Raw genomic sequence first — 22,448 nt, 5'->3', positions numbered from 1 at the left:
CTTAATTAATGCGTTGAGTATTTACTATGCTGTTTTCTGTGCCAAATGTATTGCCAATATAACCATCAGCTTGGTGGTCGTTATCCCAAATGTCTCCATTTATTAAATAACGAAAGTGAAATTGTTGATCGATAGGTAAGCGTTGCTTAAATTTAAACACACCTTGTTTTTTATTAAGCTTCATTGGCACAGGTTGCCAATCATTAAATTCGCCTAGTAAGCAAACTTCTTCTGCCTCTGGATGAGAAAATTCAAAGGTTACTTCAGCTTCATCTTTTGTTTTAAAAAAACGTTTATTCAACATAGCAGGCTCCAACTAAACCAAAAAGGGTACTTAATCTTTGCCACAGGCCATACAACTAAACAAAAAGGCGATGTGGATTCCATTCAAAATCATTAAACACGTTGTAAGTTAACCAAAACTTTATTTACGCATTATTACAGTGCAACAATTCATTTTTTCTGCACTTAAAAAGTGCGGTTAGTATATAAACAATCTTTTTTAAAAAGCTCAGTAGTACAGAGCAATATTTGAACCAACTAAGCGTACATCACATATTATTTATTTAATCGAATTTAAAGTTAAATAATCCAAAAGTATTGCCTAAATTTATAAAATTCTTTTGTTCTGTACTTTCATCAGCGATAATACACAGCATCTTAATACTCTGAAATATCATAATTTTCATGTTGAAAAAAAGCATTTTAATAACTATAGCCATCATCTTTTTAATAATAGCCACACTTGTTGGTTCTTCAATCTATACCCTTTATAGTAAAAAAGAAATCTCAGTTGATCCTAAATTAAAAGAAATCTCAGGTATTGAATTTGATAAACAAAAACGTCTATGGGCTATTAACGACGGAGGCAACGAACCCAAGCTTTACCGCCTTAACAAAGATGGTTCTATCGCCAAAGAAATTTTGGTTGAAAACGCTAAAAACATTGATTGGGAAGACATGACCCAAAACAAATTTGGGCACTTTTTTTTAGGGGATTTTGGTAATAACAAAAATGATCGTAGATGGCTCACTATTTATAAAATAGAAAACCCTATAGATATAAAAACAAACACAACCCAAGCCGAAATAATTAAGTTTACCTACCCTGAAATGGATGGCAGTCCAATAAAACCCAATGACCGCAATTTTGATTTAGAAGCATTTGTAGCACTAGGTCGTCATTTATATTTATTTACTAAAAACCGCACAGAACCTTTCGATGGTATTACTAAAGTGTATAAAGTGGGCGATCATGCAGCAAATTTTGATGCTGAGCTAATTGACTCTTTTAAAACGTGTACCACGCTTGAAAAACTATGCTGGATAACCTCTGCGGCGCTCAGCCCCGATCGTAAAAAATTAGTCTTACTTGATTCAACAAGTCTTTGGTTATTTGAAAACTTTGAAGGTGATAAGTTTTTCTCTGGTGATGTATCAAAAATAGACTTAGGGATTGTTACTCAAAAAGAAGCAGTCACCTTTTTTGATGACAATACGATTGTATTTACAGATGAAGAGTTTAAAGGCATAGGCGGTAATGCTTATTTTATAAAGCTTGATAAAGCCAAAAAAGAAGTTATAAGAAAAAAACCTATTTCAGAAAAAACACTTCCATAGCATATAGTTAGCTAAGCTGAAGCATTAAAGCTTAGCTAACTTATGTGAAAGGTAATGAGTTAATTACTCTTTGCGTTTGACGAATGAAGTGCTTTTTCTACATCAACACCTAAAATTAACACTCCAATATGACTATTATTATCATCTAAAACAGGAAAACTTAGCTGAACTTGAAAATGATGTGTTGATGCATCATATGTGACGCTATCAAAGTTAAAATCTTTTGACTGTTTAAATATTTTAGTAAACTTATTTTCATCTCCTTGCCAGTAGTCACTGGTTAGCTTACTAATAGCGATGTTTTTTCCTTGGTTATCAGTCAATATCAGCTCAGTAACAACACCTTTAAATTGTAATTGCCATTTTTTAAATACTTTAGATAACGGTAAATTAAGCATAGTTAACCCATCAGAGTGCTCAACTTGTTTACTTTCTTTTATCCATAGCCGGTCTAGTTTTTTAATTTCAGATTCACTTAAGGGAGACTCATTACTTATTTGAACTTGTTCTACTAAACTAGGTAAGTTTAGTAAGGTTTTAGCACTACTGGACAACCTATCAAGTATTTGCTTTTCTTCACTTTTTGATAGTGAAAATGGAGCCTGCGCGCAAGTATTTATATTTTCATCAAACTGCTGCATAAATTTAGGGAAGCGTTTAATAAGTGAATGCGAAGCAAATAATCCCAAAGGCACATACCTAAAAAATTCTCTTTGATACTCATCTTCATTAATGCCTAGCTTAGAGGCTGCTAATTCAAAATCGTCTAAATCAAGTAGAATTCTATCAATCCGCTTATGGTGCATAACATTTACTATTTCTTCTAATGAATTTACTTCTACCTCAGCAATAATATTCTGAGTTTTAAACCAATTAGCCTGATAACTCCCTCTTACTGCACCATAACGCATTTTATTTTTTGGTTTATTAATGCTCTCTGGATGAGTAAACCAGTACCAGCTTTCTAAAAAGATGGGGGATGATATGCGCCCATAGGCCTTCATTTCAGGCATTAAATGAGTTGTGAAATAACCATCTAAGCGGTCTAACTTTACTTCTCGACGTGCACGTAACCATGGCAAGGTTTGTAGCTGAAAAGGGGCTCCCATTTCAAATAAAATACACTCAACTTGGTTGACTGCATTATCAGGTGCAGTGGTGGGTAAGTTTGTTCCAAACTGAAGAGGCTCAGTTAAACCCAATAAGAGGGTAAAAAAATATGCAGGCATAATCCATTACTAAATATTGTACAAATTAAAATGAGTATAGTCATCCATATTAAAAAAGCATAAATTCTCCTTACAAAATTTTGTATCTTATCAATGGCTTCAATATTTAAATCTATGTTCTACTGCTATTAGCTTATAAAAAGTACACTTAAATATTTAAATTAATGCATTTATATCTAGGGTCTGTTGATCTTTGAGGATTAAAATTCGTTCAAACTAGGCGCTATTTAATCGCGGCGCGAGATTTGTAACCTCGTGGGCTCAATAACTGCTCCTGCGTTGTTCTAATGGCTTACATCCATGTAAGAATAAGTAAAAACCGAGCAAAGAGTAAATAGCGCCTAGGAAGGACCCTTTGAGCAGCGCCTGTTTGGCATTAATGCTACGTTATCGCCCATTTATGGGGAGTAACCACACTGCATAGGCTCTGCCTTGCCTGAATACTAAACAGGCTACTGAAATTCAACCTTGAAAGATCAACAAACCCTAGCCTTTCTATTACTTACCTAAAGTATACCGAGTGTTCACTTAACGACTAAAACAAAAACTCACTGACTCTAGCGCTTAAATTTAGTTTCTAAAATAACAGAAGATGTTGTGCGCTCTACTCCATCCAGATTTCCTATATCGTCTAGTAAATGGCTAAGCTGCTCTAAATTTTGAGCCTGTACTACAGCAATTAAATCAAACTCACCACTTATGGCATAGAGCTGCGAAATTGCATCAATTTGCTTAAGCTCGATATTTGTTTTAGTTGTTAATTTTTGTCTTACTTTTATAGACACATGAGCTGATACCATTTTACTGAGGTAGTCGTCACCATAATCAACGCTATAGCCTTTAATTACACCCGTTTCTTCTAGTTTGAGCATACGGCTTTGTACCGTTGAACGAGATAAGTCAAGCATACGAGCAAGGTCAGAAATACTCGCTCTAGCATTTGTTTTTAGTACAGAAAGTAGCTTTTCATCTTGTGGAGTTATCATAATGGTTATTTTCTTCGTTATTTTGTCTTTTATTTTAATCATTTTTCACAAAATAGCACTGCAATTTTAATAGCTAACCTTCGATAATGACCTCTACAAGAAATAATAACGTGTTTGCTGAAGAATAAAGGCTATATTCTTCTTTGAGTTAGCAACTAATCTTTTATCTAAGCCCATTAAATTTAGGTGTAAAAATGCAAGTAACAAGAGACTTATTTAACGACGTAATGGTACCAAACTATAATCCATCAGCAATCATTCCAGTTCGTGGTGAAGGTTCACGCGTTTGGGATCAAAATGATAACGAGTTTATCGATTTTGCTGGTGGTATTGCCGTTAACTGTTTGGGTCACTGTCATCCTGCATTAGTTAAAGCATTAAAAGAGCAAGGCGAAAAAATTTGGCATTTATCGAATGTTATGACTAATGAGCCAGCACTTCGTTTAGCTCAAAAAATGGTTGAAGCAACATTCGCTGATAAAGTTTACTTTGCAAACTCAGGCGCAGAAGCAAACGAAGCAGCCCTTAAGCTAGCGCGTCGTTATGCACTGGATGTATATGGCGCTGAAAAAACGCAAATTATTGCATTTAATAAAGGTTTTCATGGTCGCACATTCTTTACAGTAACTGTGGGCGGGCAAGCTGCATATTCTGACGGCTTTGGTCCAAAACCTGCTGACATAGTACATTGTGATTTTAACGATATAGCGGCATTTGAAGCGCTGATCAGCGATAAAACATGTGCTGTTATGATGGAACCATTACAAGGTGAAGGCGGTATTATTTCACCAACAGATGAATTTGCTAAAAAAGTACGTGAACTTTGTACTAAACATAACGCGTTACTTATTTTTGATGAAGTACAAACAGGTGTTGGTCGCACAGGCGATTTATACGCTTATGAAGGTTTAGGGGTTGTTCCTGACATTTTAACAACGGCAAAAGCATTGGGTGGTGGTTTTCCAATTGGCGCTATGATCACTCGTACACCAATTGCTGAGCATTTAAAAATTGGTACTCACGGTTCTACTTATGGCGGAAACGCACTTGCTTGTGCGGTAGCCGAAGCGGCATTTGATACAGTAAATACACCTGACGTACTAAACGGTGTTAAAGAGCGGGAGCAATTATTCCGTGACGGATTAAACGCAATCAACGAAAAATACAACGTATTTAGCGAAGTACGTGGTAAAGGCTTATTAATTGGCGCAGTACTAAATGACAAATTTGAAGGACGTGCACGCGACTTTTTAGTAGCCAGTGCTAATAATGGTTTAATGAACCTTGTAGCGGGCATGAATGTAATTCGCTTTACACCGTCTTTAGTTATCCCGTTTGAAGATATTAAAGAAGGCTTAGCGCGCTTTGAAAAAGCCGTTAGCGATGTAGTAAACGGTTAATATAGTTTAAATTAGCACGCCTACTGGCGTGCTATTGGAGCAAGCAATAAATGCAAGTATTACGTCCTATTACTGCCAATGATTTTGACGCGCTTAAACAAATAGCGATTGAGTCCGGTCATGGGTTCACCTCTTTACCTGTGGACGATGCACAGCTTAAAGAAAAAATTGAACGTGCTGAAAAAAGCTTTGCCAAAAACATTAACCAGCCACTTGATGAAAGCTATTTATTTGTTTTAGAGGACAGTGAAACAGGTGACGTTATTGGCACAACCGCTATAGAAGCCGCAGTAGGTTTATCGGTGCCTTTATATCATTATCATTTAGGTAAAACAGTACACCACTCGCCTACTTTAAATGTATATAACACCGTTGATATTTTAAGCATGTGTAACGACTACACAGGTTGCTCTGAAATATGCACATTATTTTTGCGCGAAAATAGCCGTAAAGGTTTAACGGGTCGATTTTTATCGCGTTCACGCTTTTTGTTTATGGCTCAGCATAGCGAGCGTTTTGCCGATACTGTTATCGCAGAAATGCGCGGTGTTAGCGACGAAGACGGCCATTCTCCTTTTTGGCAATGGCTCCAAGAGCACTTTTTTAGTATTGAATTTCCAGAAGCTGATCACTTAGTTGGCTTAGGCGATAAGGTATTTATTAGCGAGTTAATGCCTAAATACCCTATTTATGTGAACTTGCTTAGCAAGAAAGCCCAAGCAGTTATTGGGCATGTGCATGAAAAAACAAAACCTGCGCTAAAATTATTAGAAAAAGAAGGTTTTGAGCACAGAGGCTACGTTGACTTATTTGACGCAGGCCCAACGGTTGAAGCAAAGCTTGGTAATATTCGCAGCATTCGCGACTCTCAAGTTTGCCCTATTACTATTGGTGAGCTTGATCACATATCACAAAATAGCTCTGATACGCTGGCTGTATGTAATCAAGGCGTAAGTGGCTTTAGAGCAACATTTACCAAAGACGCACATTACAATCATGCAAAACATACTCTCGTCATTAGCCAAGATGTGGCTAAAGCACTTAATTTAAGTCAAGGAGATGCAGCGCGATTTTTCCGCCTGTAAATTATTTATGAATACACACCTAATTAATAACCAGTGGCATGTGGGCCTTGGTCCAGCATTTGAGTCAATCAATCCAAGTAATGGCGATGTGGTATGGCAAGGTAATGGCGCAAACGCCCAGCAAGTAAACTCAGCTATAAAAGCAGCCAGAGCAGCACAGGTACAATGGGCAGATAAGCCGCTTGAAGAGCGTATAGCCATTCTTGAAAACTTCGCAGCTCAATTAAAAGAACACAGTGAAGAATTTGCGACCATAATTGCACGCGAAACAGGTAAGCCATTATGGGAAACCCGTACCGAAGTGGGCGCAATGACAGGCAAAGTAGCTATATCTGTAAAAGCGTACCATGAGCGTACCGGTACAACCGAAAACCCAATGCCCGGTGCTAAAGCGTTTATTAGACACAAACCGCATGGCGTTGTGGCTATTTTTGGCCCGTATAACTTTCCGGGGCATTTACCAAACGGGCATATTGTTCCTGCAATTTTAGCAGGCAACACCGTAGTATTTAAGCCATCAGAACTAACACCGCACGTTGCAGAATTCACCCTCTCACTTTGGTTAAAAGCGGGCTTACCAGCGGGTGTTATTAACCTTGTCCAAGGTGAAATTGAAACAGGCAAAGCGCTTGCTTCTCATAAAGATATAGATGGATTGTTTTTTACCGGTAGCTCAAACACAGGTCACTTACTACATAAGCAATTTGCAGGGCACCCTGGCAAAATTTTAGCACTTGAAATGGGCGGTAATAATCCTCTTATTGTAAAAGACGTGAGTGATGTAAGCGCTGCTGTGCACGATATTATTCAATCAGGCTTTATTACCTCAGGTCAGCGCTGTACGTGTGCACGCCGCTTATTTATTGAAAAATCGCTCAATGGCGATGCTATTTTAGAAAAGCTAATAAGCGCGACTAAAAACATAGTTGTAGACGACAGTTTTGCTACAGAGCAGCCTTTTATGGGTGCAATGATAAGCGAAAAAGCAGCACTGGGTATGGTCGCTGCGCAAAGTGAATTAGTGTCAAAAGGCGCGCAAATCCTTGTTGAACTTAAGCAATTAAAATCAGGCACCGGTTTTGTAAGCCCAGGTATTATTGATGTAACAAACATTACCGACATGCCAGATGAAGAGCATTTTGGACCGCTTATTAAAGTGTATCGTTACAACGACTTTGACAGCGCAATTATTGAAGCTAACAACACAAGCTTTGGCTTATCTGCAGGTTTACTTAGCGACAGTGAAGATGATTACACTCACTTCTTAAAGCGCATTCGTGCAGGTATTGTTAACTGGAACCGCCCTATTACGGGTGCCTCTAGCGCGGCTCCATTTGGCGGCATAGGCGCCAGTGGTAATCACAGAGCAAGTGCCTATTATGCCGCCGATTATTGTGCATACCCTGTGGCATCTGTTGAGTCAGACAAAGTGAGCTTACCGCAAACCCTAGCGCCAGGCTTGGTAATTGAATAAGCAATAAAACCAAAATTTTAGATTTAAGGATTTAACATGCATACTGATGTAAACACATTATTTGAGAGCCTTTGGAAAAACTACTTAAACGTAACACCATCGGCAGACAAAATTCATGACCTTTTAGGGTCAACGCAAAAAGATGACATTATTAACGATCATATTGCGCTGCGTACGTTTAATATTGAAAAAGTGGGTCTTGAAAAGCTCGCTGCTCACTTTTTAGCTATTGGTTACAAAGAATGTGGTGAGTACCATTTTGAAGCTAAAAAACTCTATGCAAAGCACTACGAGCATAGCGATCCTAATCAGCCAAAAGTGTTTATTTCTGAGCTATTAGTTGAAAAATGCTCGCCTGAGTTACAAGCCATCGTAACCGACATGGTTGACAAAATTGATGAAAGCGCAGTAACAGCTGATAACTTTTTGTATTCAGGCACGCATTGGCAAGTAAGCACCGATACTTATAAGCAGCTGCTAGCTGAAAGCGAGTATGCAGCGTGGATGTCGGCGTGGGGTTACCGCGCCAATCACTTTACAGTAAATATTAATACGCTTGCTAAGTTTGATAACATTCATGATGTTAACCAAGCCCTAAAAGACGCCGGCTTTTCGCTTAATACGTCAGGCGGTGAAGTTAAAGGCTCACCAGAGGTGTTACTAGAGCAATCGTCAACACTTGCTGATGAATACTCTGTTACCTTTAGTGACGGTGATATGAGCATCCCTAGCTGTTTTTATGAGTTTGCTATTCGTTACCCTAAAGCCGACGGTGAGCTTTATACTGGTTTTGTTGCAGCCTCAGCTGACAAAATATTTGAAAGCACCAATGCTCGATAGCAAAACCTAAAGTACTTTATTTAAAAAGCCCGTTATGGGCTTTTTTTATGTCGGTAGGTTATGTTGATTAATTATAAAAATAACGGTTTATAATCGTTTTCTAACTTTTCAAACGATAAATCGCCAATAAAGCGGCCAAAGCTCAACCAAGTTGCCAAACCGCGTAAGTCTTTAAAGTGTGGAGGCACAAATTGTGGGCTCTCTATTACACCTAAATCATGAAGCTGCGAAATTAATCTAAAGTCATCTATTGATATTTTACCTACCAGTAATAAAGGTAGTCTATCTATTCGACCAAGCTGTATTGCAACGCGTATTAAGTTATAAACCAATACAAAGCCTTTAATGTAAGCAATATCTTTTGTAAAAGGCAAACCTGTTGGCGTACTGCCTCTAAATACACGCTGCGCGAGTGTGTAACTGTCATCTTTTGATAAACCTTGCGCTACATAGTCACGGTAAATATCTACAAATTCAGCACCGTCAATTACCTTTGTAACCGCTTGAATACGGTTAACTAATTTAGATAAGCGCCTTGGGGTCGATTTTAAAGTAATAATTTCGGTTAATACCGCTAGGCCTTCTTGGGTAATAGTAGAGCTAGGCGTGCCTTTACTCAAACATGTTAAATACGGCTGTGCTAAACCATTTTGAGTGGTACCTACGTGTATCCACCCTTCGTGAACTTCTAAAATATCAAGTTCACGCTGAGAAAACTTAACATCTTGATTAAGCTTTATATTATTAGCACCTGCGGCTGCATCACTGACAATACCATCGCTAAGCATTACCTCTACGTTTATGCCTGCCATACTGGCATTTACTTGCTCAGACAAAATACGCACAGCATCAACAGCATCAATATTTTTAGGGTCTTCAGGCAGTATGTCGGCTATAAGTAAATTTTGCAGCGGTTTATCTAGCATATTAGCTAGCTCAGAAAGTGAGGGCTCACCAGCATGGAATAAATCTTTAGGGTGTCCAAATAACTCCACTGATAAGTCATGAAACTCTGGCGTTCCACGATACTCAAGCATACTTAATACCGTTTTATACTCGGTGCACATTTTTCCCATATATTGAGCAATCGGATTTAACTGTCCCAATTGGTTAATAATGTTACGGTGCAAAGTAGAAAATGCTTGGCGCAGCTCGCTAGGTACAAAACCAAGGTCGCGCTGTTGATAATATGCACGATCGATGAGTGGGTTTTTTTGACATTTCTGTCTAAAAAACTCCTCTTTAGTTTGTTTATCCCAATTAATAGCATCGAGTATCCTAATTGGCGTTTGCAATGCAATTAATTGATCCGATAACTCACGAGTTTTTAGTAGTAACGCCTTGTCTATCATGCTCTAAGCTCAACAATAAATGAGTTTTGAGCATAATTTAAAAAAGCGAAATTACAAAGCAATATCACACTTTTTTAGCTATTGTTTTTAAGATGATCGACCCTCATATCTGTATCGTATGAGTTACTAAACGAAGGGCATAAAACATGAAAAACGAAATCGACAATAAACAGATTTTAGCCGTATATGAACGTATAATTCAAAAAGGTGAAATGACTGATGAAGGCAAGCATTATCAAGGCATTACTGCTTATTCAGACGTAGATGGCTATACAGTATACCTACAAGGTAGCGGCGTTGAACTGCGCTTTGGTTTTCATAATACTTATCATCTAGATTATGAGCATGAAAAACATAAAGATGATTTTTTGAAAAAATTATATAACATTGCTAACGAGAGCTAATGCACCCACGAAAATGCAGACACCGCCCTACCAGTAAGCTCAATACTACTTTTATAAACCAAGTAGTAGAAGAGCTTAGAGCTGATCCAAGCAAAGTCTCAATTATTCAAGAAAATTTAGAACAGTACCGTGCTCAAACTCATTTAAAGCGTGGTTTTTTACTGGCTATAGAGCGCTTTGATTGGGTTTTTGAAGCAAGCAAAGATATAGACTTTATTTGCCAGCAAATTTTAGCTGATGACTATATTGGCAATAGACTAAGACGTTACCCCCTCCTTTTTAAAGGCGTTATCAATAATGCCTGACCTTTCAAAACTTAACCTTTCAAACCAAGCGCTTTAAAACGATAAAACCGCAAAGCTTACTCTTGATATAAATTTATTAGAGCACTAAGCAATTGCAGGTTTAGTGTACTTTTGTATTAAAATAATACTATTAGTACTCTAACTATTACTGCACTAACGATTTTTACACATTTTATTCATTTATTGCTGTAAACAAATCATTACTATAATTTAATTTCAAAACAAACCTCACAAGCCAATGTTTTATATACAGTTAAATAAAGTAAAACCTTATCTTCTTTATCGCATTAGTTGCACTTTTATTAATGATTAATCTACATTTTGGCATCTAGATGTTTACCTCAGCCTTGAATTGTTAGAGCTATTACCTTAAGCTTATCTTTATTGAACGTTCAATTAATAAAAATTATGCCTAAAGTTGGAATGGAACCTGTCAGGCGTCAGCAGTTAATTGACGCAACTATAGAATCTGTTGCAAGCAAAGGTCTGCAAGGAACGACTATAAACAGCATTAGTAAAAATGCAGGTTTATCGTCGGGTATTATTAGTCATTATTTTGGTGGTAAGCAGGGGCTGATTGAAGCCACTGTTCGATACTTACTAACAAGCTTAAAGCAAGACTTGATAGGTAAAGTAAACCATCAAACAAATGCGACTGAACGTTTAATGTATATTGTCGAAGCCAACTTTGCGCTTGTACAACAACGCAATGATACAACCCGAACGTGGTTGAGTTTTTGGGCACAATCGATGCACGATAAAGAATTACACAGACTACAAAATGTAAACAGTAGACGCTTGCACAGTAATTTAGCATTTTCTTTTAAGCAATTAATGCCTATTGAGCAAGCAAAGCAAGCTGCAGAACTTAGCGCCGCAATGATCGATGGCCTATGGTTAAGAGCAGTACTGAGTAAATCAGACAATAATCAGTTTAAACACAGTGAAAAGTTAGCAAAAAGCTACGTACTTTCACTTATCAAGCAATATGGAGCCTAGCGTGACTACACCTGTCTATCAAAATTTTATTAACGGCCATTTTCTTGCAAACCAGAGCGGCAAAACATTTGATGTAACAAACCCAGCTACGGGCGAGGTTATTTACGCAGTAGAGATTGCCGACGAATTTATTCAAAACGCAGCCATTGCCAGTGCAAAGCAAGGCTTTGCTCAGTGGTCAGCGATGACACCCATTGAACGCAGCCGCATTTTATTAAAAGCAGTGGCTATTTTACGCGAGCGCAATGATGAGCTAGCACTTGTAGAAGTACTCGACACCGGTAAACCAATGCAAGAAGCAAATTGTGTTGATATTGAAACCGGCGCTGATGTAATTGAATACTTTGCAGGCCTTGCGCCTGCACAAGTAGGCCAACAGCAAATGGTGGGTGATGACTTTTATTACACACGTAAAGAGCCACTAGGTATCTGTGCGGGTATTGGTGCATGGAACTACCCACTACAAATTGCATGTTGGAAGTCGGGCCCTGCCCTTGCTGCTGGTAATGCATTTATATTTAAACCATCTGAGGAAACACCACTTGGCGCTATTAAGCTTGCTGAAGTGTTTTTTGAAGCTGGCGTACCTGCAGGTGTGTTTAATGTTGTTCAAGGTGCTGGCGATGTAGGTCAGTGGCTAACACAGCATAGCGACATTGATAAAGTATCGTTTACGGGTGAAGTAGGCACAGGTAAAAAAGTAGTAGCAAGCGCTGCGGGCACTTTAAAAGATGTAACAATGGAACTCGGTGGTAAATCTCCACTATTAGTATTTGATGATGCCAATATTGAGCAAGCGGTTAGCGCGGCTATGTTAGGTAACTTTTATACGCAAGGCGAAATTTGTACTAACTGTACACGTATTTACGTTCATAAAAATGTATATCAGCAGTTTATTGATGAGCTTAAAGCGCGCACTGAGAAAAACATTATTGCTGGCGACCCACAAAATTTAAATACTAACTTTGGCGCACTTATTTCTAAAAAGCACCAAGAACTAGTAATGAGCTACGTTAATAAAGGCATCGAAGAAGGTGCAACGCTATTAACCGGTGGTACAACGCTTTCACCTAAATCTGCACCTAATGGCTATTTTGTAGCACCGACTGTGTTTATTGATTGTAATGACGATATGACTATCGTTAAAGAAGAAATATTTGGCCCTGTAATGAGCGTGCTTGTTTTTGACGACGAAGACGATGTTATTGCACGCGCTAACGGGACTCACCTAGGCTTAGCTGCAGGCGTATTTACTAGCGATATTAAACGTGCGCACCGCGTGATTCATAAGTTACAAGCCGGTATTTGTTGGATTAATGCATACGGTAACTCACCTGCTGAAATGCCAGTTGGCGGTTATAAGCAATCGGGTATTGGCCGTGAAAATGGTATACAAACTCTTGATCAATACACGCAAACTAAGTCTATTTATGTTGGTATGGCCGACATAGAAAGCCCATTTTAAGGCGCCCTACTATGAGTAATCATTACGACTATATTATTGTTGGCGCGGGTTCGGCGGGTTGTGTTTTAGCAAACCGTTTATCTGAAGATTCAAGTAACCGCGTGTTACTACTTGAAACCGGCGGTAGCGATAAAAGTATTTTTATAAAAATGCCAACTGCGTTATCTATTCCTATGAATAGTGACAAATACGCATGGCAGTTTCATACGCAGCCTGAGCCTCATTTAGATAACCGTGAAATGCATTGTCCTCGTGGCAAAGTATTAGGCGGCTCGTCATCTATTAATGGCATGGTATATGTACGTGGCCACGCAAAAGATTTTGACGAATGGCAGCAACACGGTGCAGACGGCTGGGATTACCAATCATGTTTACCGTATTTTCAAAAGGCAGAAAGCTTTTACCTTGGTGAAAATACTTACCGTGGTGGCAAAGGCCCGCTTGGCGTTAATAACGGCAACGAAATGCAAAACCCGCTTTATCGCACGTTTATAAAAGCAGGTGTACAAGCTGGTTACGCCTCAACAGATGATTACAACGCGTCGCAGCAAGAGGGTTTTGGCCCAATGCACATGACCGTAAAAGACGGCGTGCGCAGCTCTGCGTCTCGTGAGTATTTAGACCCTGTAAAATCGCGTAGTAATTTAACGATTATTACTGGTGCACTTGCACAACGCGTGATTTTAGACGGCAAAAAAGCCACTGGCATTGAATACAAAGTAAATGGCGACGTTAAAACTGCCCATGCAGCAAAAGACGTTGTATTAAGTGCAGGTCCAATTGGCTCTCCACATATTTTACAACTCTCTGGTATTGGTGATACTCAAGCGCTTGAAAAAGCAGGCGTTGAAGTACAGCATCATTTACCTGGTGTTGGTCAAAACTTACAAGATCATCTTGAGTTTTACTTTCAATACAAGTGTAAGCAACCTATCACACTTAACGGCAAGCTAGGCATTGTTTCAAAAGGGTTGATTGGCGCGCGCTGGTTATTAACGCGTTCGGGTTTAGGTGCAACGAATCATTTTGAATCGTGTGCGTTTATTCGCTCAAAACCAGGTGTTGAATGGCCAGATATTCAGTATCACTTTTTACCAGCGGCTATGCGTTACGATGGTAGAAGTGCATTTGCAGGTCATGGTTTTCAGGTACATGTTGGTCATAACAAACCAAAAAGTCGCGGTAGTGTCACTATTGCTTCTGCGAATCCTGAGCAACCACCAACCATTTTATTTAATTACCTTGAGCATCAAGACGATATTGAAGGCTTTAGAGCGTGCGTTCGCTTAACACGCGACATAATCGAACAAAGTGTCTTTGATGAATACCGCGATGAAGAAATTCAACCCGGTAAACATATTCAAACAGATGAAGAAATAGATGCCTTTGTACGCCAAGCCGTAGAAAGTGCCTACCACCCTTCTTGCTCATGCAAAATGGGTGAAGATGATATGGCCGTTGTTAACTCAAATACGCAAGTACATGGTATTGAAGGACTACGTGTTGTTGACTCATCTATATTCCCAACTGTTCCTAACGGAAACTTGAATGCGCCTACTATTATGGTTGCCGAAAAAGCAGCTGACATAATTTTAGGTAAAGACCCATTACAGAAATCGGATGTGAATGTTGCCATAACAACAAACTGGCAAGACACACAACGTAGTTCGGAGATCTAACTTTAGCCACATGCTTAGGTTTAGTCTCGTCGGGCTAAACCAATGCGTGCCTTGCAGTGGCACACGATGTAAATAGGTTACGTTGTGTTAATGCGAGAATAAAACAATAAAATACGGAGTGCTTATGAATTATTTTTATTCATTACTGGAGGGTAACAATGACTATTTGGCTTAATGCAGGGATCATTTTTACCTTACTTGCCATTATCACTATTTTAATTAAATGGGGTAATGTTCGCGTAGTAGGTGTAACACCAGTTCGAACCTTTACGTTTATAGCAATACTATTTACTTCTGGCCTAGATGTTGGCCTTATCATGTTTCCTTTAACTGAGTTTGCAGGTTATGCAGACATAAAAGCAAGCCCAGAATACGCGTTTGCAAATCCACTAGCTATTGAGTTTGGCTATTGGGGATTTTTGATCTGGGGATTTTACTTTCTTACGTGCTTTTATTTCTGTGTAATAGAACCTAAAGTGAAATTTTTCGAAATTCCTTGGGTTAAATTTATCAATAATGTTGTAATTATTGGTACATGTGCATTTACCGCTTATTTACTGCTTACAAACCTACCGTGGTATTTACCCGAATTAGGTGATGGAACAAGCATAGTTTCTGAGTTTTATTTAATTGTGTTTGCGGCTATCTGTTTTGCGGTTTACTCAAGTACTGATATTAAATATGTGCGTATTTTAAGTATTTCTACTACGTGGTTATTTTTAGCTTTAATCGCCTTTATGTGGGCTGGCGCATTTGTAATTGGTGATAGTCAAATGTCAGCATTTACGAATAACTTAGGCTCTATTGGTACTTACTTTGCCAACATTAATGAATTTGTTTTACCGCTTAATGATTACCATGAGTTTTACTTATTCTGGTGGTTTGCGTGGAGCATAATGATTGGTCAATTTACATCACGCTTTGTTGGTGGACTTAAAACATACCAAGTATTGGGTGCGATGTTGATTTTCCCTTCTATTCCGATTGCGATTTGGTTTAGCGTACTTTATCACTACCATGAGGCGGGCATCCCTACTCAAGGTATTAAAAACTTTGCCATGGTATTTGTAGGTATCATATTTGTAATTAACTCTCTCGATTCGTTAGTGCGTTTATATACAGATAACCTAAACTTTACCGTAAAGCGTTTTGGCAAAATGAAATACATAATCGGAAATGTTGTTGCCCTATCACTACTTACACTATTGTTTAAATTAGAATTTTTACAAATTCAATGGGTAGGCGCATTAGTTATTGGCTTGTTCTTTATCTGTGCTGGCTTCATTGGTTACAGTAAATTTAAAACAGTAACGAATATAGATAGCTCACCAAAAGCAAACGCAATTGATTACACAAAAATAGACACAGTACACTAGGGATTAATAATGAATAACAAACTAAAACAACTTGTAGTAGCACTACCATTTGCACTTTTATCAACGACTGCAGCAGCTGATTGGTCAACAACAATCACGGCAGCGTCTGACTACACTTTTAATGGTGTGAGCCAAACTGATAGCGACCCTGCAATTCAAGGTAGCTTAGACTACGCCTTTGATAGTGGTGTTTACGCAGGTGTATGGGCTTCAAATGTAGATTTTGGTGACGACACTGATTTTGAGCTTGATGCCTATGTAGGTAAGTATGTACAACTTGATGAGCAATTTAGCGTTGACTACGGTATTGCGTATTACACTTATCAAGGTAATAACAGCGATGGCAACTACGCTGAGGCTTACACTAAATTTGGTTTCGCAAGTGAGTACGGCCAAACTGAGCTTAATTTTTGGTACAGCTGGGATTACTTTGGTCAAGGTGGAGGCCATGTAATCTCAATGATTGCACACACCTATGAGCTGGCTCCAAATCATGCACTACGTGCAAGCTTTGATATTTCAAACTCGCTTGATGGACAAAAATGGGCGTGGGACGTAAACGAGAAAAAATCATACAACCATTACCGTTTAGCATATCAAACTAGTTATGAAGGGTTTGGTATTCAAGTGGCCGCTGAAAACACAAGCTTAGATTACGATTATGCTGATGAGCGTATCGTACTTGCTGTTTCACGCACATTTGATCTTTAATACAATAATTACTGATTAAACAAAAAATGCCACTCTACTTAGAGTGGCATTTTTATTTGTAAACTAACTAACTAACTAACTAACTAACTAACTAACAATATCCCAAGCACTTGTACCCGATGCTGAAAGGTTACTGGTGTTATTGCGTAATACTTTATTACCTACATTAGCTGATGACTCAGGTCGGCTTACTAAATAACCCTGAACAGAACTCACACCCATTTTTTTAACAAGTTCAAACTGCCCTATTTCTTCAACGCCTTCAGCTACAATTTTAAGGCCAAGTTTTTGTCCAAGCTCACTAATTGTATTTAATATATCATTATATTTTTGGCTTTTATTAGCTTGAGCTATAAACGAGCGATCAATTTTAATAACATCAATTGGTAAATCTGCTAATGTGCTCAACGAGCTAAAACCTGTACCAAAGTCATCAATAGCAATAGTAATGCCCTCTTCTCTTAGCCTGCTCAGCTCTTTAATTATTTTAGGGCTGGCTTTAATGAATGTTGATTCTGTAATTTCAAGCATTAAAGACGTAGCGGGTAAACCGGTTTTTTTGAGCTTCTTCATTATCCAATCATAAATGTCACGGTGCTTTAATTGAATGCCCGAAACATTTACTGATATTTTTACTTTACGCATACCTGCATTGTGCCATGCAGCCATTTGCCTACATGATTCAAGCATAATCCAATCGCCAAGTTCTAATATTAAATTAGACTCCTCTGCTATTGGAATAAATTCTGAAGGGGGGATCATGCCCTCAACTGGGTGGTCCCATCGGGTAAGTGCTTCGAAATAATCAATCATACAATCTTCAACATGCACAATTGGCTGAAAAGATAAGTAAAAATCTTTACACGCAACCGCTAAACGCAGCTCTTCAAGTAAATAATGGTAACGGCGCATTTTGTTACCCATTTCTGGCGAGTAAACTTTAAATATTCCCTTACCATCACTTTTAGCTCTATACATAGCTACATCGGCTAATTGTAAAAGCGCTTGAGGCGTTGATGCACTTTCTGGGTAAGCCGCAATACCAATACTGGCACTAATTTTTACTATTTTATTGCCAAGCACAAAGTCTTTTTCAAGCTCACTTAGTACGTGCTTAGCAATTTCAACAACTCTATCGCTATCATCAAGTAATTCTATAAAAATGGAGAACTCGTCTCCTCCTAACCTTGATAAGTTTTGCTCTAATTGGTTAGCACTATTTATGTTACTTAATTTATGGTGGCGTAAAACATTCGCAAGTCGGCTAGCAACTTGAACTAATATTTCATCACCAAAACTGTGACCAAACGAGTCGTTTACTTGTTTAAAACCATCAAGGTCTATAAACAGGAGCGCACACTTAAGATCTTCTTGATTAGCATGATTAATTTGTCTGTCGATATGTTCAATATATGCATGACGGTCAATTAATAACGTCAGTTTATCTTGGCATATACTGGTTTGAGTTTGTTTTACATAATTAGCCACATGCGTATTTAAACTATTTATTGATTGGCTTAAGCTGCTTACACCCAAAGGATTCTCTGCCGGTTTTACTTGCAAATTAAATGCAGTGAGTAAGCTATTGGCTTGAAGATTAAGCTCCGCTATTTGATTTTTATAATGACGCTTTCTACGCTCTCTGCGTAAGTACAGGCCAGAGCCAAATATTAAGATACATAAAAGTAAAAAATTAATAGGTGATGCAAGTGTCATTATAATTAACTTACTTGAATCAGCAGCTACAAACTGAGTGTCAGTGGTTTTAATAAGCAAAAAATCAGCTGTGGGCTGCTCAATTATATAATGGCCATTTAAGATCGGATTATACCAAGGAGCCATATCAAGAGTGGTATTCGTTATTTCGAAATTTCGTATATCAATACTGGTACTAAATAAATTTATACGATTAATCTGATTCGTTAACTCTATGTTTATGCAAAAACAAAATAGAATTATGATTAGGAAAATAAAACCGAGCGGCTTAAGTTTACTCATAAAAAAAATCCATCTATTTTGCTTCTCCTATCAAACCTATTACCAAAAACGGATTATATCGCTTGCATTTAGTACTACGCAAGCATTGATATAACCCTAAGCCATTAGAATAACAAAAAATTGTAACAATAACGGATTAACTAATTATATTTGATATAGTATAGGTGGGATTAATAAAAATAAACAAAAAGGTTCTAATTGTTTAAAATTTAATACATACCGTCAATAAGCTCTATAATTTTTTCTTCAGCGTCTATAAACTTATCCAATCCACCACCGGTGCGATAAGATGCTTGTGCTATTTTTTCATTCGTTTCAACGTCTTTAATCCAAATATTTGCGTATGCCATATAGAGCGCTATATCCCAACGCCAATTTGCTACGTAGTAAGCCACTGCATTACATCCTGTCGTATCCGCACCTGGTAATTCGGTCTGGTAGTCTTGGTGTTTCAATACATAATTGGCTGGAATTACCCGAGTTTCAACATCATGCTTTGCAAAACCTTTTTTCATTGCATCTATAACACCAGCTTTAACAGCCTTATGTTCAGCAATACATACTGTTTTAGGTATGTTTGTTTCAAATCGAGTAATGTCTTGCTTTGCAGCACAACCGGCCAAGGTGGCAACCATTGCTGCTGCAACTGTTATTTTTAACGTATTCATATTTATTCCTTTTTTATTTTTAATATTTAAAGCTGCCATGCATAGCTAACTTTTGTAAAAAATGTACGCTGATCTCGCTCAATATTTTTAAGAGAATCGTCTTGGTAACCTCTATCTGAGTAACCCAAATAAAACAGTGTTTCCGCATTAATTTTATATGAGTAAACAAGCTGGCTGCCGTAGTCTTTATTGATTTGACTAACTTGATAAAAGTAGGCGTTTTCGTCTCTATCAATGTCTTCAAATTGTAAAATTAATTTAAGAATTGAACGCATGCTAAATTTATAATGAAGTCTAAAATCAACTAAGTTAGCAGTAAATACGCGATCCCCTTGCGGGTTATCTAATTGACTGTAGTTATGTTTTATATCGAGCTGCCAATGGTCGTTAATGTCCCACACCACTTGGGTTTGAGTGTCAAACGCGTCGCCTAATTGCTCATTTGCATAATCAATGCGGCTAGCGTATTCAATATATAACGAAAGCTTTAAATCTTTAGAGGGTTTAAAGCCCGTATAAATAAAACCAATATTTTGATTATAAAAATTGTCGTTATAGTTTTCATAGCGGTGCACTAAACCAATTTCAAAAATAGATTGCTTTTGGCCTTTAAAGCTTAAAAAGCCTTCGTATTCTTCTTCAAGTAAGTCGCCGTTTTGCGCCCACGTTTTATCCCAGTCAGCTTCGTATGACCATGAGGTAAGTAAATCAGATTCATCTCTGTACCATGTTTGTCCGCCACCAAAGCCTACTTTTTCATAATCAACTTTAGCTTGATAACCTAAATCGGTGCGGTAGTCCTGCCCAATATTTTCATAAGATGCAAATAATTTGTAATCACGTTTATCGCGGGTAAGTTCCAGGGCATATGCTTCATCTGACTGAGTTTCAGATAAGTTATAATTTTGAATTAAAAATTCAGAGTTACGTGTATCAGCAGATGATACTTGATACAAAAGAGTATCCGATTGATTAAACCAGTAGCTACCATCCACTGATAATACAGTGTTGTGATAGTCATCACTTTCTCTGTGCGTGCTTGAAAGGCCAATAGTACCCTGCTGACCTAGGTCATATTGATAACGCCCTGCGGCAGCATTCGTTTTTTCGTTTAAGCTTGCAAAGCCAGAGCCCTGATTCGTTGGCAGTAAAATATTACTATTGTCGTCATCAGCGAGCATTAACGCATAACTATGATCACCCGTTTTACCCGTTAATTTTGCACCTAAAGTAGGCTCTGCAATTGTACGTGTATATAAAAGCTCAAATAAGCTGCTTTTAAAGTAAGAAGCTCCATCTAAAAAGAAAGGACGTTTTTCAGCATAATAAATAGAAAAGGTTGTATTTACATCGAGCTCTAAAGAGTCTGTTTCTACTTGCGAAAAATCTGGGTTGATAGTCGCATTTAAAACAGCGTCCTTGGTTAAACCCCAGCGCAAATCTAAGCCCACTTCGGTATCTATATCGCCATTATCCCAGTTACCCGGTAATTCAGATTTATTATCGTTACGAAGTGCTGTCAATGTAGGTGTTAATTGAATATTTTTACTCGATTCAATATCGCTAAAACCCACTAACTTATCAAACTGACAAAGGCTACATTTTATATTTCTATCAAATCCCATATTTGATAGCTGATATAAAACATCACGTTGGTAGTTTCTCATTACTGAAAAACCCCACGTTAGCTCTTTTTTATTTTCAGGAAAGCGCAGTGCCTTAAAAGGAATACGCATTTCAACAACGTAACCTTTCTCGTTAATTTGTCCCGCGCTATCCCAAATAGCATTCCATGAGGTATCTGAGCTCCATCCATCGGTGTCGGTCATTCGTATATCGCCTTGTGCACCAAGGGGATTTACATGAAATTCATAACCACTGCGTTCATCATTAAATGTATCAATAACAAGAATGACTACGTCGTCTTCCCATAGCGTATCGCGATCACGAAGTGATGCACGAATTTGTTCAGGGTTTGGATCCTCTGCAATGAAGGCAACATATAAGTTTGTGCCATCTTCGTAAATAAAGGCATCAGTTTTTACAGGAGGTGTGCCTTTTTCGTTAGGCTCATCTTGGTAGAGTAGAGGTATACGTGTCGCATTTTGCCAGTGCACTTCATCCATAACACCATCAATAGTGATATTTGAATCAATACGAGATAAGGATACTTGCTGTTTACTAGCCGCTACATCAAGGCTTGAGAGTAATAAAACGAAACTTAAAAATAGGAAGGTAAACTTTTTTATTATAATTATAAAGTACTGCATAAACATCCATTTAGACTGTAATTACTCATAGGGAGTAACTTAAGCTGGGGATTGTAATTTATCCAGGTACATTTGTTAATACTTTGAAATAAAAAATTAACTATTTAATGATAAAGGAGTAACTAATTGTTACGTATTATGTTTCGAGTAGTTTAAGTTTATCGTCTATGCCATTCCATACATCAGCGTCCTCTGGTGCAGGTTTAACCTCTGTAATGCGCGGCCAGACCAGTGCAAGTTCAGCATTCAATTCAGTAAACTCTTTTTGAGATTCTGGTAATTCATCTTCTTGGTATATAGCATCAGCTGAACACTCAGGGACACATAAACCACAATCGATACAATCAATCGGGCTAATTGCTAAAAAATTAGGGCCTTCAAAAAATGCATCTGCTGGGCACACTGATACGCAATCGGTGTACTTACATTTTATACAATTTTCGGTGACTACAAACGCCATACTATTTTAATACCTAAGATTTTAAACAACAGTTGTGGATCATACCCATCCACTCCAAAAATACAATAAATAAGTGCCATATCACCCTATTTTAACGTAAAATACGCGCCTTATGTTTGCACACCCG

At 38.0% G+C, this 22,448-nt stretch carries 20 protein-coding genes; 12 read left to right on the top strand and 8 right to left on the bottom strand.

Annotation, left to right across the window (positions count from 1 at the left end; all coding sequences use genetic code 11):
* Position 1: 1 nt before the first annotated feature.
* A complete protein-coding gene (locus I6F48_RS04790) occupies positions 2–304 on the bottom strand; it encodes an isoamylase early set domain-containing protein (RefSeq protein ID WP_007580752.1) in 303 nt (100 codons plus the stop codon).
* 383 nt (positions 305–687) lie between these two features.
* Between I6F48_RS04790 and I6F48_RS04785 the strand changes: the two genes are divergently transcribed.
* Complete coding sequence (locus I6F48_RS04785) at positions 688–1,620, top strand: hypothetical protein (RefSeq protein ID WP_007580756.1); 933 nt, start codon at positions 688–690, stop codon at positions 1,618–1,620.
* A 59-nt stretch (positions 1,621–1,679) separates the two neighbouring features.
* Here the strand turns inward: I6F48_RS04785 and I6F48_RS04780 are convergent, their stop codons facing one another.
* On the bottom strand, positions 1,680–2,849 hold the full coding sequence (locus I6F48_RS04780; protein ID WP_197118930.1) for a cache domain-containing protein: 1,170 nt from the start codon (positions 2,847–2,849) through the stop codon (positions 1,680–1,682).
* A 557-nt stretch (positions 2,850–3,406) separates the two neighbouring features.
* Positions 3,407–3,835, bottom strand: coding sequence for an Lrp/AsnC family transcriptional regulator (locus I6F48_RS04775; RefSeq protein ID WP_002958609.1), 429 nt, complete (start codon positions 3,833–3,835; stop codon positions 3,407–3,409).
* Between the two features lie 194 nt (positions 3,836–4,029).
* Here I6F48_RS04775 and I6F48_RS04770 point away from each other — a divergent pair, with 194 nt between their 5' ends.
* From I6F48_RS04770 to I6F48_RS04755, 4 genes are read left to right on the top strand one after another with little or no spacing between them, the layout of a single operon-like run.
* Positions 4,030–5,235: an aspartate aminotransferase family protein gene (locus I6F48_RS04770; RefSeq protein ID WP_007580760.1), complete on the top strand. Its 1,206-nt coding sequence runs from the start codon at positions 4,030–4,032 to the stop codon at positions 5,233–5,235.
* Between the two features lie 50 nt (positions 5,236–5,285).
* A complete protein-coding gene (gene astA, locus I6F48_RS04765) occupies positions 5,286–6,320 on the top strand; it encodes an arginine N-succinyltransferase (protein ID WP_007580762.1) in 1,035 nt (344 codons plus the stop codon).
* A 7-nt stretch (positions 6,321–6,327) separates the two neighbouring features.
* Positions 6,328–7,794 carry a succinylglutamate-semialdehyde dehydrogenase gene (gene astD / locus I6F48_RS04760; protein ID WP_165728038.1) on the top strand — a complete coding sequence of 489 codons (1,467 nt, stop codon included), beginning with the start codon at positions 6,328–6,330 and terminating at the stop codon, positions 7,792–7,794.
* A gap of 36 nt (positions 7,795–7,830) precedes the next feature.
* Entirely contained in the window at positions 7,831–8,634 is an 804-nt protein-coding gene (locus tag I6F48_RS04755) for a DUF1338 domain-containing protein (protein WP_007580767.1), read from the top strand.
* A gap of 71 nt (positions 8,635–8,705) precedes the next feature.
* On the opposite strand, the gene I6F48_RS04750 is transcribed toward I6F48_RS04755, so the two are convergent.
* On the bottom strand, positions 8,706–9,986 hold the full coding sequence (locus I6F48_RS04750) for a flavohemoglobin expression-modulating QEGLA motif protein (protein ID WP_197118929.1): 1,281 nt from the start codon (positions 9,984–9,986) through the stop codon (positions 8,706–8,708).
* 146 nt (positions 9,987–10,132) lie between these two features.
* Here I6F48_RS04750 and I6F48_RS04745 point away from each other — a divergent pair, with 146 nt between their 5' ends.
* The 7 genes from I6F48_RS04745 (at position 10,133) to I6F48_RS04715 (ending at position 16,925) form a co-directional block, all read left to right on the top strand.
* Positions 10,133–10,390 (top strand): DUF3081 domain-containing protein, encoded by a 258-nt coding sequence (locus I6F48_RS04745; RefSeq protein WP_024592187.1) that lies wholly within the window; start codon positions 10,133–10,135, stop codon positions 10,388–10,390.
* Positions 10,390–10,695, top strand: coding sequence for a hypothetical protein (locus I6F48_RS04740; RefSeq protein ID WP_197118928.1), 306 nt, complete (start codon positions 10,390–10,392; stop codon positions 10,693–10,695). The genes I6F48_RS04745 and I6F48_RS04740 overlap by 1 nt, the downstream gene beginning before the upstream one ends.
* Before the next feature lie 423 nt (positions 10,696–11,118).
* On the top strand, positions 11,119–11,694 hold the full coding sequence (gene betI / locus I6F48_RS04735; RefSeq protein WP_197119055.1) for a transcriptional regulator BetI: 576 nt from the start codon (positions 11,119–11,121) through the stop codon (positions 11,692–11,694).
* Between the two features lies 1 nt (position 11,695).
* Entirely contained in the window at positions 11,696–13,159 is a 1,464-nt protein-coding gene (betB, locus tag I6F48_RS04730; RefSeq protein ID WP_165741161.1) for a betaine-aldehyde dehydrogenase, read from the top strand.
* An 11-nt stretch (positions 13,160–13,170) separates the two neighbouring features.
* Positions 13,171–14,838 (top strand): choline dehydrogenase, encoded by a 1,668-nt coding sequence (gene betA / locus I6F48_RS04725; RefSeq protein WP_197118927.1) that lies wholly within the window; start codon positions 13,171–13,173, stop codon positions 14,836–14,838.
* Positions 14,839–14,996: 158 nt separating this feature from the next.
* Positions 14,997–16,214, top strand: coding sequence for a BCCT family transporter (locus tag I6F48_RS04720; protein ID WP_197118926.1), 1,218 nt, complete (start codon positions 14,997–14,999; stop codon positions 16,212–16,214).
* 9 nt (positions 16,215–16,223) lie between these two features.
* Positions 16,224–16,925: a TorF family putative porin gene (locus I6F48_RS04715; RefSeq protein ID WP_197118925.1), complete on the top strand. Its 702-nt coding sequence runs from the start codon at positions 16,224–16,226 to the stop codon at positions 16,923–16,925.
* A gap of 87 nt (positions 16,926–17,012) precedes the next feature.
* On the opposite strand, the gene I6F48_RS04710 is transcribed toward I6F48_RS04715, so the two are convergent.
* The 4 genes from I6F48_RS04710 to fdxA all read right to left on the bottom strand — a co-directional run bounded on the left by I6F48_RS04710 (position 17,013) and on the right by fdxA (position 22,321).
* Positions 17,013–18,767, bottom strand: a complete 1,755-nt coding sequence (locus tag I6F48_RS04710) for a bifunctional diguanylate cyclase/phosphodiesterase (protein WP_165741158.1) — start codon at positions 18,765–18,767, stop codon at positions 17,013–17,015.
* Positions 18,768–19,132: 365 nt separating this feature from the next.
* The gene (locus I6F48_RS04705; RefSeq protein ID WP_007580787.1) at positions 19,133–19,591 is read right to left on the bottom strand and encodes an Sbal_3080 family lipoprotein; all 459 of its coding nucleotides are present in this window, start codon (positions 19,589–19,591) and stop codon (positions 19,133–19,135) included.
* 26 nt (positions 19,592–19,617) lie between these two features.
* Positions 19,618–21,861 (bottom strand): carbohydrate binding family 9 domain-containing protein, encoded by a 2,244-nt coding sequence (locus I6F48_RS04700; protein ID WP_197118923.1) that lies wholly within the window; start codon positions 21,859–21,861, stop codon positions 19,618–19,620.
* Between the two features lie 136 nt (positions 21,862–21,997).
* Positions 21,998–22,321, bottom strand: a complete 324-nt coding sequence (gene fdxA, locus I6F48_RS04695; protein ID WP_002958626.1) for a ferredoxin FdxA — start codon at positions 22,319–22,321, stop codon at positions 21,998–22,000.
* Positions 22,322–22,448: the final 127 nt, after the last annotated feature.

Origin of the sequence: Pseudoalteromonas sp. SWYJ118 (assembly GCF_015864505.1) — a bacterium.
GTDB classification, from domain to species: domain Bacteria; phylum Pseudomonadota; class Gammaproteobacteria; order Enterobacterales; family Alteromonadaceae; genus Pseudoalteromonas; species Pseudoalteromonas arctica.
The sequence above is the reverse complement of the archived record's forward strand: the minus strand, read 5'-3'. Positions and strand labels throughout refer to the sequence as shown.

What these genes read in the sequence shown, in the direction of transcription:
- I6F48_RS04780 (WP_197118930.1), bottom strand. Translation starts at nt 2,849, where the DNA reads ATGCCTGCATATTTTTTTACCCTCTTATTGGGTTTAACTGAGCCTCTT.
- I6F48_RS04750 (WP_197118929.1), bottom strand. Translation starts at nt 9,986, where the DNA reads ATGATAGACAAGGCGTTACTACTAAAAACTCGTGAGTTATCGGATCAA.
- I6F48_RS04700 (WP_197118923.1), bottom strand. Translation starts at nt 21,861, where the DNA reads ATGCAGTACTTTATAATTATAATAAAAAAGTTTACCTTCCTATTTTTA.
- I6F48_RS04770 (WP_007580760.1), top strand. Translation starts at nt 4,030, where the DNA reads ATGCAAGTAACAAGAGACTTATTTAACGACGTAATGGTACCAAACTAT.
- I6F48_RS04785 (WP_007580756.1), top strand. Translation starts at nt 688, where the DNA reads ATGTTGAAAAAAAGCATTTTAATAACTATAGCCATCATCTTTTTAATA.
- I6F48_RS04710 (WP_165741158.1), bottom strand. Translation starts at nt 18,767, where the DNA reads ATGGCTCCTTGGTATAATCCGATCTTAAATGGCCATTATATAATTGAG.
- betI (WP_197119055.1), top strand. Translation starts at nt 11,119, where the DNA reads ATGGAACCTGTCAGGCGTCAGCAGTTAATTGACGCAACTATAGAATCT.
- astA (WP_007580762.1), top strand. Translation starts at nt 5,286, where the DNA reads ATGCAAGTATTACGTCCTATTACTGCCAATGATTTTGACGCGCTTAAA.
- I6F48_RS04745 (WP_024592187.1), top strand. Translation starts at nt 10,133, where the DNA reads ATGAAAAACGAAATCGACAATAAACAGATTTTAGCCGTATATGAACGT.
- betA (WP_197118927.1), top strand. Translation starts at nt 13,171, where the DNA reads ATGAGTAATCATTACGACTATATTATTGTTGGCGCGGGTTCGGCGGGT.
- I6F48_RS04720 (WP_197118926.1), top strand. Translation starts at nt 14,997, where the DNA reads ATGACTATTTGGCTTAATGCAGGGATCATTTTTACCTTACTTGCCATT.
- fdxA (WP_002958626.1), bottom strand. Translation starts at nt 22,321, where the DNA reads ATGGCGTTTGTAGTCACCGAAAATTGTATAAAATGTAAGTACACCGAT.
- I6F48_RS04740 (WP_197118928.1), top strand. Translation starts at nt 10,390, where the DNA reads ATGCACCCACGAAAATGCAGACACCGCCCTACCAGTAAGCTCAATACT.
- I6F48_RS04775 (WP_002958609.1), bottom strand. Translation starts at nt 3,835, where the DNA reads ATGATAACTCCACAAGATGAAAAGCTACTTTCTGTACTAAAAACAAAT.
- I6F48_RS04790 (WP_007580752.1), bottom strand. Translation starts at nt 304, where the DNA reads ATGTTGAATAAACGTTTTTTTAAAACAAAAGATGAAGCTGAAGTAACC.
- I6F48_RS04715 (WP_197118925.1), top strand. Translation starts at nt 16,224, where the DNA reads ATGAATAACAAACTAAAACAACTTGTAGTAGCACTACCATTTGCACTT.
- astD (WP_165728038.1), top strand. Translation starts at nt 6,328, where the DNA reads ATGAATACACACCTAATTAATAACCAGTGGCATGTGGGCCTTGGTCCA.
- I6F48_RS04755 (WP_007580767.1), top strand. Translation starts at nt 7,831, where the DNA reads ATGCATACTGATGTAAACACATTATTTGAGAGCCTTTGGAAAAACTAC.
- I6F48_RS04705 (WP_007580787.1), bottom strand. Translation starts at nt 19,591, where the DNA reads ATGAATACGTTAAAAATAACAGTTGCAGCAGCAATGGTTGCCACCTTG.